Here is a 12,776-nt window from a genome sequence, read left to right as displayed (position 1 = left end):
TCGGCGCCGACAGTCCCCCTGCGACGCGCTTCTTCCCGAAAGGTCGGGCCGCCCAGGCGTCGGTTCCCGGGCGGCCCACCCCGCGACGGACGCTTCCGGCAGCCCGCCACATTGCAGACCTTAGCAGTTGCTAATATTGGCAATCACGAGGAGAGGGGACTGGGATGCACATCCCACCGCACCGCTGCGCCCGGGCATCGCTCGCCGCACCCGTGGTCGCGTGCGACTTGTGGCGCCCGGCCGCAGGCGGACGGAGCCCGCACCGCGGGCACATCCCCCCGCACCCGATGGGTCGTCGGGACCTCGTGAACGCTCACCGCCGCCCCTGGCGTGCGACCAGGAGGCAGCGGTGAGCATTCAATGGGACCTCGACCACAGCGACGGAGTCGACCTGCTGCGACTGTCCGGCCACCTGGGCCAGGACGCACTGCACCGCTTCACCGGAGCCGTGGACTGGACCCGGGCCCGGCGCACCGGGCCGGTCATCATCGACCTGTCCGCCCTGCGAGGCTGGAACACCGAGGGCGAGGCGGCGATCGTCGACGCCGCCGCCCGCCTCGGCGCACACCACGGCCCGTCGGCGGTGTGCGGACTCGGAGACCGCGTGGCGCCCCTGATCGCCACCGCCCACGGCCTGGGCATCCACCCTGACAGCGCCACGACCCGCACCACGCTCACCACGCCCTGAGCAGCCCCATTTGCCCCATTGCTAGAGTCACAGCCGATGAAGCCCAACCCAACCAGCACCAGATAAGGGGACGGTGATCTCCCTGAACGCCGACACCCCGCGACAGCCCTCCGTCGTCACGGTGCCGCTCTACCAGCACAAGGCCGAGTTCTTCAAAACCCTCGGCCACCCGGTGCGCATCCGCGTCCTGGAACTGCTGAGCGAGCGCGAACGCGCCGTCGCCGACATGCTCCCCGAAGTCGGCATCGAGGCCGCCCACCTCTCCCAGCAGCTCGCCATCCTGCGCCGCGCCGGAGTCGTCGCCTCCCGCCGCGACGGTGCCAGCGTCGTCTACCGCCTCACCAGCCCCGAGGTCGCCGACCTGCTCAAGGTCGCCCGCTCCATCCTCAGCACCCTACTGACCGACCGCGCCGAACTCCTCAACGACCTCCACCCCGGCAGCGATCCAACACCCCCACACTGACCCGACGGCCAGGCCCGCCGTCAACCCGCCAAGGCCGAGCCGACCCACCCCGGGCCAGCATCGTGCACCCGCTCCCACCTGCGGGCCACTCGCCGTTCGGCGGGGTGAGCCACCCGCCGTGCCATCAATCGGCTGCCGCCCCTTCATGCGGGGCCAAGTCACACGCAACGATGTTGCGTGTGACGCAACATCGTTCGACGAGCCGCAGCTAGCTGGCGTGCACAAGGATCGATGCGGGCCCGGCTCCAGGCTGAGTCGGGCCCGCTTTGCTGCACTGGGTCAGTCTGCGACGGCGGCGGCCTGGGCCTCCAGGTCGGCCAGCGAGGCGAGGTAGCGCTCGGCGTCCAGGGCGGCGGAGCAGCCGGTGCCGGAGGCGGTGATGGCCTGGCGGTAGGTGTGGTCGACGACGTCGCCGGCGGCGAAGACACCCGGGATGTTGGTGCGGGTGGAGGGGGCCTCGACCTTGAGGTAGCCCTCGGCGTCGAGCTCCAGCTGGCCCTTGAAGAGCTCGGTGCGCGGGTCGTGGCCGATCGCGATGAACAGGCCGGTGACGGGGAGCTCGCGCAGCTCGCCGGTGGTGGTGTCGCGCAGGGTGACACCGGTCAGCTTCGGGTCGCCGTGGATGGCCTCGACGGCGCTGTCCCATTCGAAGCTGATCTTCTCGTCGGCGAAGGCGCGCTCCTGCATCGCCTTGGAGGCGCGCAGGGTGTCCCGGCGGTGGATCACCTTGACGCTGCGGGCGAAGCGGGAGAGGAAGGTCGCCTCCTCCAGGGCGGTGTCGCCGCCGCCGACCACCGCGATGTCCTGGTCGCGGAAGAAGAAGCCGTCGCAGGTCGCGCACCAGGAGACGCCCCCGGCCGGACAGCTTGTCCTCGTTGGGCAGGTCCAGCTTGCGGTGCTGGGAGCCGGTGGTGACGATCACCGCGCGGGCCCTGTGGACGTTGCCCTCGGAGTCGGTGACGGTCTTGATGTCGCCGGTGAGGTCGACCGAGACGATGTCGTCGGGGATCAGCTCGGCGCCGAAGCGCTCGGCCTGGGCCCGCATGCTGTCCATCAGCTCGGGACCCATGATGCCGTCCCGGAAGCCCGGGAAGTTCTCGACCTCGGTGGTGTTCATCAGCGCGCCACCGGCGGTGACGGCGCCCTCGAAGACCAGGGGCTTGAGGGAGGCGCGGGCCGTGTAGAGGGCGGCGGTGTATCCGGCGGGGCCGGAACCGATGATGATCACGTCACGGACGTCGCTGTCGCCCGTGATCTCTGCGTTCGCCGTCATGAGAATGCTCAGCTCTCCTGTCCGGCGGCGGTCTTGGCGTCGATCTCGGCGATCAGGTGCTCGATGAGGGTCTTGATCTCGTCGCGGATGGGGCGGACGGCCTCGACGCCCTGGCCGGCCGGGTCGTCCAGCTTCCAGTCGAGGTACTTCTTGCCGGGGAAGTACGGGCAGGCGTCGCCGCAGCCCATGGTGATGACGTAGTCGGAGGCCTGGACGGCCTCGGTGGTGAGGATCTTCGGCCTCTGGTCGGAGATGTCGATGCCGAGCTCGGCCATCGCCGCGACGGCCGAGGGGTTGATCTGGTCGCCGGGGATGGATCCGGCGGAGCGGACCTCGACGCGGTCACCCGCGAGGTGGCGCAGGAAGCCGGCGGCCATCTGCGAGCGGCCGGCGTTGTGGATGCAGACGAACAGCACGGAGGCGGTCGGCGCGGTGGTCATCGTGGGCGGTTCCTTCGGTTGGTGCGGACTTCCGTGCCCGGGTGTGGGCCGGGCGCGTAGGCGGGGCTACTTCGGCCGGGTGGGGAGGAGGTCGGCGATCAGGGCCTGGACGCGGGAGCCGATCTGGTCGCGGATCGCGCGCACGCGCTCGATCGGGGCACCGTCCGGGTCGGGCACCGGCCAGTCCAGGTAGCGGCGTCCGGCCGGCAGGGGGCAGGTGTCGCCGCAGCCCATGGTGACCACGATGTCGGCGGCGGCCACGACCTCCTCGGTCAGCGGCTTCGGGAACGCGCCTTCGGGCAGCGGCACGCCGGCCTCGGCGAGGACGTCGGCGATGTGGGTGTCCAGGTCGGCGGCGGGCCGGGTGCCGGCGGAGGAGACCTGCACGGTGCCCTTCGCGAGGTGGGCGAGGATCGCGGCGGCGAGCTGGGAGCGTCCGGCGTTGCCGGTGCAGACGAACAGCACTCGCGGCGCCGCCCCGGCCGTCGGCCCGGTGGTGCGGGCGAGGGCGTCCAGGCGCTCGGTCGCGAGGCGCTCCGCCAGGACGACCAGGTGGGTGCGGACTGCGGCGCCCTCGGCGAGGCGCCGGTAGGAGTCGTGCAGCAGGTGCCGGACGGTCTCGGTGGAGAACGTGCCGTCGTAGTGCGCGGCCAGGCGGGCGGTGCCCGCCTGGAGTCTCGGGTCCGGCGCCGGAGGCGGGGATTCGTTCATCAGGGGTTCCAGCCCTTCAGGGGGCAGCGGGTCGTGGTGGAGCGGACGCGCAGGTGTCCCCGGTGGCGGCCGGGAGGAAGGGGGGCTCGCTTCGCGGGCCCGGCACGGGTAACGTATCAGCCCATGGTGACATCAGTCGACAGTGATGTATTGAAGGCTCTGGCCGACCCGCTCCGGATGCAGATCGTCGCGCTCCTCGCCAAGGAGGCGCTGTGCACGACGCACCTGGTCGAGGAGACCGGCGCCCGGCAGACGAACCTGTCGAACCACCTGAAGATCCTGCGCGACGCCGGGCTGGTCGACACCGAGCCCTGCGGGCGCTTCACGTACTACAAGCTCCGCGCCGACGCCTTGGAGGCCGTCGCCGCGGAGTTCGCCTCTCTGGCCGCCACCGCCCGCGAAGCCGCCGCGGAAGGCCGCAAGCGGTCCTGCTGAACCACCCGCCCGACCCCCGGCGGCCATCCCGCCCCCCGTACGAGGAGTACCCCGTTGAGCGCCATAGACGAGGCCGGACCCGACGCCACCGACGCGGAGCCGCTTGGCGTCGAGCCGCCGGCGGTCCCGCTGCTGAACCGGGTGGCGGCCGAGCTGGTCGGCACCGCCGCCCTGGTCGCGGTCGTCGTCGGCTCCGGCATCCAGGCCACCGAACTCACCCAGGACATCGGCCTGCAGCTGCTGGCCAACTCCACCGCCACCGTCTTCGGTCTCGGCGTGCTGATCCTGCTGCTCGGTCCGGTCTCCGGCGCCCACTTCAACCCGGTCGTCACGCTGGCCGAATGGTGGACCGGCCGCAAGGACCCCAAGGGCCTGGGTCCGCGCGAGGTCGCCGCCTACATCCCCGCACAGATCGTCGGCGCGATCGGCGGGGCGATCCTGGCGGACGCAATGTTCGGCGAGGCCCTGGTGAAGTGGTCCACGCACGACCGCTCCGCCGGGCACCTGCTGCTCGGCGAGGTCGTCGCCACCGCCGGCCTGGTCCTGCTGATCTTCGGCCTCGCCAAGACCGACCACCTGCGCTTCGCCCCCGTCGCGGTCGCCTCCTACATCGGCGCGGCATACTGGTTCACTTCCTCCACCTCCTTCGCCAACCCCGCCGTCACCATCGGCCGAGCCTTCACCGACACCTTCGCCGGCATCGCCCCCGCCTCGCTGCCCGGCTTCATCGGCATGCAGCTGATCGGCGGCACGCTCGGCCTGGCCCTGGTGGCGCTGATCTTCACCCACCGCCGCCCGGCCGGGGCGAAATGAGCCCGGTCCGGCGCGTCCAGGTCCTCGTCGTCGGCGCCGGCCAGGCCGGGTTAGCCGCCGGGTACTACCTGCGGCGTACCGGACTCGACTTCGCGGTCCTCGACGCCTCCGGGGCGCCGGGCGGGGCGTGGCAGCACTACTGGGACAGCCTGCGGCTGTTCTCCCCCGCCGCCTACTCGTCCCTGCCGGGCCGGCCGATGCCGGGCCAGGCCGGACAGTCCTACCCGGACGCCGACCACGCCGCCCGGTACCTCGCCGAGTACGAGAAGCGCTTCGACCTGCCCGTCCACCGCCCCGTGAAGGTCCTCGCGGTGGAGGACGCCCAGGACGGCGGTCTGCTGGCCCGTACCGACGACGGCACCTGGCACACGCGGGCACTGGTCAGTGCCACCGGTTCCTGGTCGCGGCCCTTCGTCCCGGCCGTCCCGGGCCGGGAGCTGTTCACCGGACGCCAGCTCCACACCACCGGCTACGGGCGGGCCGAGGACTTCACCGGTGCGCGGGTGGTCGTGGTGGGCGGCGGCAACTCCGGCGCGCAGATCGCCGCCGACCTCACCGGCCACGCCGCCGCCGTCCGGTGGGTCACCCGCCGACCGGCCCGGCTCCTGCCCGACGAGGTCGACGGCCGGGCCCTGTTCGAGATCGCCACCCGCCGCGTCACCGGCGGCGGCCCGCGCATCTCGGACCTCGGCGACATCGTCGCCACCGCGCCCGTACGCGCCGCCCGCGACGCCGGACTCCTCACCGACCACCGCATGTTCACCGCCCTCACCCCCCAAGGGCCCCGCTTCGCCGACGGCGCGGTGCGACCGGCCGACGCCATCATCTGGTGCACCGGTTTCCGCCCTGCCCTGGCCCATCTCGCCCCACTCGGCCTTCGCGGCGGCGAGCGCGGCCGGATCGCCACCGCCGGCACCCGCGCGGCGGCGGATCCGCGGGTGCACCTGCTCGGCTACGGCGACTGGACCGGCCCCGCCTCCGCCACCCTCATCGGCGTCGGCCGTACCGCCCGCCAGGCCGTCGCCGAGATCACCGGCCTCCTGCGCTGACCCGCCTGTCGCGCCGGGCCGGCCGGCTCAGGTGGCGAGGGTCGCGGTGTCGATCCAGCGGGCCAGCACGCTGAACGCCGCCAGCTGTTCCAGGGCCTCGTGCTCGGGCAGTTCGGGCAGGCCGTCCTCGTGGCTGTTGGGGTTGCGGATGGCGGCGAAGCAGCCCTCCGCAAACGCGGTGACGCCGCGGTGGACGCTGCGGAAGGTGTCGCTGTTGTCGTCGGCCGTCAGCCGAAGCCTCGGCTGGCCGGTCTTCGGGGCGTCCTTGGAAAAGACGCTCTGGAAGAGCGCGGTCTCGCTCGCGTCGCGGCGGCCGACCTTGTTCTGCGTCTCCGCGTTGACCTTCCGCGCGGCGGCGGTGACCGCCTCGCGGAAGTGGCCGCTCTGCCACAGCGACCGAGCGCCCTCCCACACCCACGGGTGCATCGTCGCGGCGCTCAGCTGCGGCGCGTCGTCGCCGAGCTTCTCCCGCACCTCCGCGTCCCGCTGCAACACCACATCGGCGCGCTGGACCGCCTCCCGGTGCTGGCACCACCGGTTGACCATCCCGTTGCGGTCGTCGGGGACTTCGGTGCGCCACCGCGGCAGGACCCGGTCGAGGATCCGCTCGACGACCTGGGCGCTGGCGACGACGTCGGCCTGTGCGCCCCGGTTCGACAGCCGGGAACTCACCGTGAGCACGCCGGGCGGGTCGGCCGGCCTGTAGAGCTCGGTGAGCTGGAGGAACTGGGCGAACTCCTGGCGGGCCCAGGCGATGTCGATGGTCATCGCCGCATGATCCTCCGCCTCGGCCCGAGCGCGCCACCCCTTTGCGCGCGAAACGGTCCGCACCTCTCGCCCCGGCGGGTCTGTCGGAGGCCGTCGCTATGGTGATCGGATGGTCGAAGTCCCCTGGGCCCTGCTGGCATCACAGCCCAAGGCCGTCGAGTCGCTGATCGGCATGCTGGTCCTTCGCCTGCGCCCGCGGGCCGTCCCGGTGGACGGCTCCGGGGGCGACGGCGGCCGCGACCTGTTCGAGTACGCGCAAAGCGGCGAGCTCGTCCTCTACGAGGTGAAGTCGTTCACCGGCCGCATGACCAACGGGCGGCGCAAGCAGGTCGTGGACTCCCTGGTGTCCGCCGCGCGCCACCAGCCCGACCACTGGGACCTGCTGGTCCCCATCGACCCCGCTCCCGCCGAGGCGCGGTGGTTCGAGGGCCTGCGCCTGCGGTTCCCCTTCGTCCGCCACTGGCGCGGGCTCACCTGGCTCAACACCCACTTCGCCGCGCACCCCGACCTCGTCCGGTACAGCCTGCACAGCAGCAGCGACGAGATCCTCGGGATGATCAAGGAGGTGTGTGCCGAACGGGCTGCCATGCTCAGCGTGGTCCCGGACCTGGCCGAACGCCATGCGACGCTGGTGCGGCGCGCGAACGAGGCCTCCCCGCACTACGGCCTGCGCGTGGCCACCGACGACGACGGGGCGAGCGTCGTGGAGATCGTCCCCAGGACGGCGCACATCCCGGCGGACGAACTGATCACGCTGACCGGCCAGGTGGCCCTGCGCAAGGACGACCCGGAGCACGTGCGCCTGCGCGAGAGGCTCGACGCCGTCATCCGCTTCGGGGACGGCGACATCCAGCTGACCGGGGAGCACCTGGCCGCCTTCGACGTGCACGCGCCGGCCGGCCTCGGTATCGCCGGAAGCGACATCCCCGACCGGATCCGCATCAGTGCCCTGTACGAGACCCTCGAGCCGCCCCTCGACGCCACCGTCGTCGTGAGGACGGAAGCCGGCCTGCCCGCCGCCTCGCTGCCCGTCAGGTTCACCGAGCGCTCCCGGGGAAGCGACGGCGGCCACCTCTACGGCAGCGACCTCACCGGGATGTTCCGTCTGCGGCTGCGACTGGACCTCCCCGCGGGGCGAACCCAGTTCACGATGACGTTCGCGCCGCCGGAGCAGGCCATGCCGTCCGCCTACCTGCCGGCACTGTCCCTGATCGCCCGGATGCTGCCCGGCCGGACCGTGGAACTGATCACACGCACGGACGGACGGAGCCAGATCAGCCAACCCGTCCCGACGTCGACCGGGATCATGGCCCCGGACCTGGCCCGCCGATGGGCGGACGCACTCGAGGACCTCGCCCGCCTGCAGCGGCTCACCGGCCACTTCTTCCCGCTCCCCAACGACTTCACCCTGGGCGACGCCCGCGACGTCCGGGAGGCCCTCGACCTCCTGGACGGCGAGAAGGTGCAGCGCACCGGGGGCACCGTGTCCGTCGTGGTGATCGCCCCCGAGGCCTTCGACCACCTCGCCACCACCGGCCCGGCCCGCCTGGCGGTCGTCCACCGTCAGGTGGTCTTCGACTTCAGCGGCAACGAGGTGGACCTCGGCCCCATGGTCGAGACGGTCGTCGTCGACCGGGTACTGAACCTCCCCGAAGCCCGCCGCGACTTCGACCGCGACGGCCGGGCCACCGTACGTCTGCGCATCGCCGCGGACGTTCCGCTGATCCGCTACCTGGGAAGCGAGCTTCCCGACTGACGCCCGCCCCCGCCCGGCCTGCCGACGACCGGGCTGCGGCGCTCGATCAGCAGGACGTCGCGCCAGACGCCGCGCAGGCGGCCGATGCGCTCGCGGGTGCCGACGACCCGGAAGCCGGCCTTGGCGTGGACGGCGAGACTGGCCGTGTTCTCCGGGAACACCCCGGACTGGACCGTCCAGATCCCGGCCGCCTCCGTCGAGTCGATCAGTGCCCCCAGCAGCCGGCCCGCCACACCCCGCCCCCGGGCGTCCGGGTGGACGTAGACGGAGTGCTCGAACACCCCTGCGTACGCGCACCGCTCCGAGACCTTCGATGCGGCCACCCAGCCCAGCACCCGGCCAGCCGTGTCGAGGGCGACCCAGCGGTGCTCGGGCAGCCTGGCCGCCGTGAAAGCCTCCCAGGTCGGGGCGTTCGTCTCGAAGGTGGCGTTCCCCTCGTCGATCCCGGCCCGGTAGATCGCCGGGACCTGGCCGGCGTGGTCGGCGGTCATCGGCACGACGGTGGTCGCGGCCCGACCCGTGGGGGCCTCCGCAGGGGTCAGCACGGGGTCGGGGTGGGGGGTTCGCCCTCGCCGAGGACGGCGCGCACGGCGTCCGGGAAGACGGTCAGGCAGGTGCGGTTGACCCGGTAGCGGGTGGAGGTGCCCTGCTTGTCGGGCAGCACGAAGCGGACCTCGGCGAGGACCTTCAGGTGGTGGGAGACCGTGGACTGCCCCACCGGGGAGCGCTCCACGATCTCGCCGACGCTCATCGGCCGCCAGCAGGTGCAGCAGCTGGACCCGCGTCGGGTCGGCGAGTACCCGGAACCACGACGCGTACAGCCGCGCGGTATCGGCGTCCAGGACGGGGCTGGTGCTCCTCGAGTCATTCATCGACAATCGACGATAGTCGATCGATGAGCCCGTGCGACAGTCCCCGGCCGGCGCGGGGCGGGTCAGCGGCCGGCGGCGGTGAGCAGGCCGGCCATGCCGGCGAGCACGGAGGGGGCGACGCGGTAGTAGACCCAGGTGCCGCGCCGCTCGGAGGTGAGCAGGCCGGCCTCTCGGAGCTTCTTGAGGTGGTGGGAGACGGTGGGCTGGGAGACGCCGACGTCCTGGATGTCGCACACGCACGCCTCCCCGCCCTCGTGCGAGGCGACCCGGGAGAACAACCGCAGCCGCACCGGGTCGGCGAGTGCCTTGAACATGGCCGCCATCCTCACCGAGTCCTCCTCGGACAGCGGGGCGGAGGTCAGCGGGGGGCAGCACGGGGCGGCCCCGTCCGTCTCCAGCAGCGACAACGACACGTTGTTCGACATGCGTCAATATTTACATCCGCCGAATCAGCATGGAAGGGCGGCGCCCCTGCGGCCGCGTCGGCACTCCGCCGCGGGTCGTCGGCGGCCGGCGGCGCGGGACACGGGCACCCGGCCACCATCGACGGCATCGACAGTCTTCTATGTTGACGTCTGTCTAATCAGATGCGAGGCTGGCCGCACAAGCAGGACATCGACAAATGTCGAATCAGAGGGAGTGGCCACTGTGAACGCCTCCGCCGCCGAACAGCTGCCCGTCGTCGTCGTCGGGGCCGGGCCCGTCGGCCTGGCCGCCGCCGCCCACCTGGCCGGGCGCGGCATCGAACCCCTGGTACTGGAGGCCGGCCCGAGCGCGGGTACGGCGGTGCGCGCCTGGTCGCACGTGCGCCTGTTCTCGCCGTGGGCCGAGGTGATAGACCCCGCCGCCGAGAAACTGCTCGCCCCCACCGGCTGGACCCGCCCCGAGGCGGCCGCCTACCCCTCGGGCGGCGAGTGGGCCGAGCGCTACCTTCAGCCGCTCGCCGACGTCCTGGGCGGGCGCGTGCGCTACGGCGCCCGGGTCACCGGCGTCGCCCGCGCCGGGCGCGACCGCATCGTCGACTCCGGCCGCACCGAGCAGCCCTTCACCGTCCACGTCGAGCACGCCGACGGATCCGAGGGGCGCGTCCTGGCCCGCGCCGTGATCGACGCCTCCGGCACCTGGTCCACCCCCAACCCGCTCGGCGCCGACGGCCTGCCCGCCCTCGGCGAGCGCACCGCGAACGACCGCATCACCTACCGCGTCCCCGACCTGACCGACCCGGCCGTGCGCGAGCGCTTCGCCGGCGGGCGCACCGCCGTCGTCGGCACCGGCGCCTCCGCGTTCACGGCCCTCGCCCTCCTCGCCGACCTCGCCCGGGAGGAGCCCGGCACCCACGCCGTGTGGGTCCTGCGCCGGGGCATCACCGGTTCCACCTACGGCGGCGGCGAGGCCGACGAGCTCCCCGCCCGCGGGGCGCTCGGCCTGCGCGCCAGGAAGGCCGTCGACGACGGCCACGCCAGCGCCCTCACGGGCTTTCGCACCGCCGCCGTCGAGACCGAGGGCGACCACCTGGTCCTGGTCTCCGAGGACGGGCACCGCAGCGGGCCGGTCGACCGGGTCGTGGTCCTCACCGGCCTGCGCCCGGACCTGTCGTTCCTGTCCGAGGTCCGCCTCGGCCTCGACGAGCGCCTCCAGGCCCCCACCGCCCTCGCACCGCTGATCGACCCCAACCAGCACTCCTGCGGCACCGTCTACCCGCACGGCGCCGCCGAACTCGCCCACCCCGAGAAGGACGTCTACCTGGTCGGCATGAAGTCCTACGGTCGCGCCCCGACGTTCCTCGCCATGACCGGCTACGAGCAGGTCCGCTCCGTCGCCGCCGCCCTCGACGGCGACACCGAGGCCGCCGCCCGCGTCGAGCTCACCCTCCCCGAGACCGGGGTCTGCGGAGGCGCCGGCCTCTTCGACGAGCCCGACGCCGCCCAGGACGGCGGCGGCTGCTGCTCGGTGCCCGCCGCGCCGCAGCTGATCACCCTCGGCACCGCCGACTCCGGATCGTCCTGCTCCACCACCGGCGGCGGATGCTGACCGCGCCCGCGAGCACCGGCAGGGCCGCGGTCGGACCGGGGGGACCGGCCGCGGCCCCGCACCCGCCGGTGCCACCTCGCGGCGCGCCTCGGTCGGGGATGCGAATGCAGTCCATAACCTGAATCAACGAATTGGTGCTTACATGCACCGATTGTCGGTTCGGGCAAAACGTGCGCAACGGAGGAAAGGGCCCATGGGGACGTGGGATGATCCGGGCATGCCCCGGAGCAACAACGACCAAGTGCCCGCCGCATACGTGGCCACCGGTCAATGGCCGCGGGCGGAACTCGCTCCCGACGCCCCGGTGAGCGCGTACTACGGCCAGGCCTTCGCCCGCAATCTCGTCCGCGCCATTGAATCCGCCGGTCTGGGAACCCGAACCCTCGGGGAGAAGTCCGGCGTCGCCCACACCACCATCAGCCGCCTCATGCGCGGAAAGGTCCTCTGCGACATCGGCACCGTCGCCCGCCTGGAGATCGCCCTCGCCACCGACCTGTGGCCGGGCACCGCCGCCGTCGACCAGGCCCCCGCCCAGCGCGCCCGGGCGACCACGCAGCCGGCCGCGACAAGCTGACTCCGCCGCCTCAGGCGTCCAGCGTGATCATGCCGTCCGGGATCCACCCGCCGACGTAGCCCTCCAGCAGGACACCCAGCTCCAGCGGAAACGTTGCCACCCCGGGCCCGCCGAGCCGCCCGATCGGCCACCACGTCCCGCCCTCGATACCGGGAGGCCCGGCCACCGATGCCGGCTTCACGATGAACAGCCGGAACTCCTGACACACCGGCCTGCCTTCGACGACCGCCTCGCGGCACAGCCGGGCCACCACCGGCCCGACCCGGCCCGCGGCGAGAACGGGATCCCGGAGCCGCACCTCCCGAAACGCAGAAACGACTGCTCGGCCGCCGCCGTGAAACGCAAAGGCCACCACCAGGAATCGCCCGATTCCTGCTTGAGCAGAACTCTCCCGTCATGCGATATCACGACGACGAGAAGCTCGCGGGACTGTGTCAGCGTGGCACGGTTCACCCGGCCAATATCAACGCGGTATCCGTCAGGGGCCAGCGAGACGAAGCGCTCAAGCGAACCCGTGAGCAGCCACCAGAAGACTCAAGCCGACCTCGCGACCACCGGCGTGACCGACACCTGGCCTGACCTGCGAACAATCGCCACGCGTTCCGAGATGAGCACTCACGCGTTCTCGGGCTCTGCGCTCATGCGCACCCGACCTGCAGCGATCGAGTTTCCTGCAAGCCCCGTGTGAGGTACGCACGGCCCTCTATGGACACGTCGCTTACTAGCCTGTCAGTCCGCAAGCTCACATGATGCCGCCCCCCGGTGGCATGCAACCGGAGATGCCCTGCTTCTGATGATCTAGTAGCTTCGCCTCGCCGGCTGGGAATACGACGCACCAGGAATAAGTGACCTCCGCCGGTATAGGCAGCAGCTGAGTTGATCTCGCCCCGCGCCAGCTCCGCA

General features: G+C 72.3%; 15 protein-coding genes and 1 pseudogene. 8 read left to right on the top strand and 8 right to left on the bottom strand.

The genetic code is table 11. From position 1 onward, the window contains the following. Positions 1-349: 349 nt before the first annotated feature. Together OG715_RS07565 and OG715_RS07560 are read left to right on the top strand one after the other, a co-directional pair. Entirely contained in the window at positions 350-688 is a 339-nt protein-coding gene (locus OG715_RS07565) for an STAS domain-containing protein (RefSeq protein WP_266276202.1), read from the top strand. A 73-nt stretch (positions 689-761) separates the two neighbouring features. Further along, complete coding sequence (locus OG715_RS07560) at positions 762-1,151, top strand: ArsR/SmtB family transcription factor (protein ID WP_323182285.1); 390 nt, start codon at positions 762-764, stop codon at positions 1,149-1,151. Positions 1,152-1,430: 279 nt separating this feature from the next. On the opposite strand, the pseudogene trxB reads toward OG715_RS07560, so the two are convergent. From trxB to OG715_RS07545, 3 genes and pseudogenes are all read right to left on the bottom strand, one after another. Beyond that, positions 1,431-2,424: pseudogene (gene trxB / locus OG715_RS07555) on the bottom strand (thioredoxin-disulfide reductase). An 8-nt stretch (positions 2,425-2,432) separates the two neighbouring features. Continuing rightward, positions 2,433-2,864 carry an arsenate reductase ArsC gene (locus OG715_RS07550; RefSeq protein WP_266276204.1) on the bottom strand — a complete coding sequence of 144 codons (432 nt, stop codon included), beginning with the start codon at positions 2,862-2,864 and terminating at the stop codon, positions 2,433-2,435. Between the two features lie 66 nt (positions 2,865-2,930). Then, the gene (locus OG715_RS07545) at positions 2,931-3,575 is read right to left on the bottom strand and encodes an arsenate reductase/protein-tyrosine-phosphatase family protein (RefSeq protein WP_266276206.1); all 645 of its coding nucleotides are present in this window, start codon (positions 3,573-3,575) and stop codon (positions 2,931-2,933) included. Between the two features lie 123 nt (positions 3,576-3,698). On the opposite strand from OG715_RS07545, the gene OG715_RS07540 reads away from it, so the two are divergent. The 3 genes from OG715_RS07540 to OG715_RS07530 are packed head-to-tail and all read left to right on the top strand — an operon-like array spanning position 3,699 to position 5,872. Continuing rightward, positions 3,699-4,010, top strand: coding sequence for an ArsR/SmtB family transcription factor (locus OG715_RS07540; RefSeq protein WP_266276207.1), 312 nt, complete (start codon positions 3,699-3,701; stop codon positions 4,008-4,010). Positions 4,011-4,064: 54 nt separating this feature from the next. After that, positions 4,065-4,823, top strand: a complete 759-nt coding sequence (locus OG715_RS07535; protein WP_266276208.1) for an aquaporin — start codon at positions 4,065-4,067, stop codon at positions 4,821-4,823. Next, complete coding sequence (locus tag OG715_RS07530; RefSeq protein ID WP_266276209.1) at positions 4,820-5,872, top strand: ArsO family NAD(P)H-dependent flavin-containing monooxygenase; 1,053 nt, start codon at positions 4,820-4,822, stop codon at positions 5,870-5,872. The genes OG715_RS07535 and OG715_RS07530 overlap by 4 nt, the downstream gene beginning before the upstream one ends. A 27-nt stretch (positions 5,873-5,899) precedes the next feature. Here the strand turns inward: OG715_RS07530 and OG715_RS07525 are convergent, their stop codons facing one another. Next, on the bottom strand, positions 5,900-6,640 hold the full coding sequence (locus tag OG715_RS07525) for a TIGR02391 family protein (RefSeq protein WP_266276211.1): 741 nt from the start codon (positions 6,638-6,640) through the stop codon (positions 5,900-5,902). A gap of 109 nt (positions 6,641-6,749) precedes the next feature. On the opposite strand from OG715_RS07525, the gene OG715_RS07520 reads away from it, so the two are divergent. Next, positions 6,750-8,396 carry a hypothetical protein gene (locus OG715_RS07520; RefSeq protein WP_266276213.1) on the top strand — a complete coding sequence of 549 codons (1,647 nt, stop codon included), beginning with the start codon at positions 6,750-6,752 and terminating at the stop codon, positions 8,394-8,396. On the opposite strand, the gene OG715_RS07515 is transcribed toward OG715_RS07520, so the two are convergent. The 3 genes from OG715_RS07515 to OG715_RS07505 form a co-directional block, all read right to left on the bottom strand. After that, on the bottom strand, positions 8,369-8,887 hold the full coding sequence (locus OG715_RS07515) for a GNAT family N-acetyltransferase (protein ID WP_266276214.1): 519 nt from the start codon (positions 8,885-8,887) through the stop codon (positions 8,369-8,371). The genes OG715_RS07520 and OG715_RS07515 overlap by 28 nt on opposite strands. 47 nt (positions 8,888-8,934) lie before the next feature. Then, positions 8,935-9,147 carry an ArsR/SmtB family transcription factor gene (locus OG715_RS07510; protein ID WP_266276215.1) on the bottom strand — a complete coding sequence of 71 codons (213 nt, stop codon included), beginning with the start codon at positions 9,145-9,147 and terminating at the stop codon, positions 8,935-8,937. 183 nt (positions 9,148-9,330) lie between these two features. Continuing rightward, on the bottom strand, positions 9,331-9,693 hold the full coding sequence (locus tag OG715_RS07505; protein ID WP_266276216.1) for an ArsR/SmtB family transcription factor: 363 nt from the start codon (positions 9,691-9,693) through the stop codon (positions 9,331-9,333). Positions 9,694-9,916: 223 nt separating this feature from the next. On the opposite strand from OG715_RS07505, the gene OG715_RS07500 reads away from it, so the two are divergent. Together OG715_RS07500 and OG715_RS07495 are read left to right on the top strand one after the other, a co-directional pair. Further along, positions 9,917-11,299 (top strand): NAD(P)-binding domain-containing protein, encoded by a 1,383-nt coding sequence (locus OG715_RS07500; protein ID WP_266277405.1) that lies wholly within the window; start codon positions 9,917-9,919, stop codon positions 11,297-11,299. A gap of 217 nt (positions 11,300-11,516) precedes the next feature. Next, on the top strand, positions 11,517-11,873 hold the full coding sequence (locus OG715_RS07495) for a helix-turn-helix domain-containing protein (RefSeq protein WP_266276218.1): 357 nt from the start codon (positions 11,517-11,519) through the stop codon (positions 11,871-11,873). Positions 11,874-11,883: 10 nt separating this feature from the next. Here the strand turns inward: OG715_RS07495 and OG715_RS07490 are convergent, their stop codons facing one another. Next, positions 11,884-12,228, bottom strand: coding sequence for a hypothetical protein (locus OG715_RS07490; protein ID WP_266276220.1), 345 nt, complete (start codon positions 12,226-12,228; stop codon positions 11,884-11,886). Between the last annotated feature and the right edge of the window lie 548 nt (positions 12,229-12,776).

Origin of the sequence: Kitasatospora purpeofusca, assembly GCF_036010405.1 — a bacterium.
Lineage (GTDB): Bacteria > Actinomycetota > Actinomycetes > Streptomycetales > Streptomycetaceae > Kitasatospora > Kitasatospora purpeofusca.
This window is presented reverse-complemented; position numbering and strand designations above follow the sequence as displayed.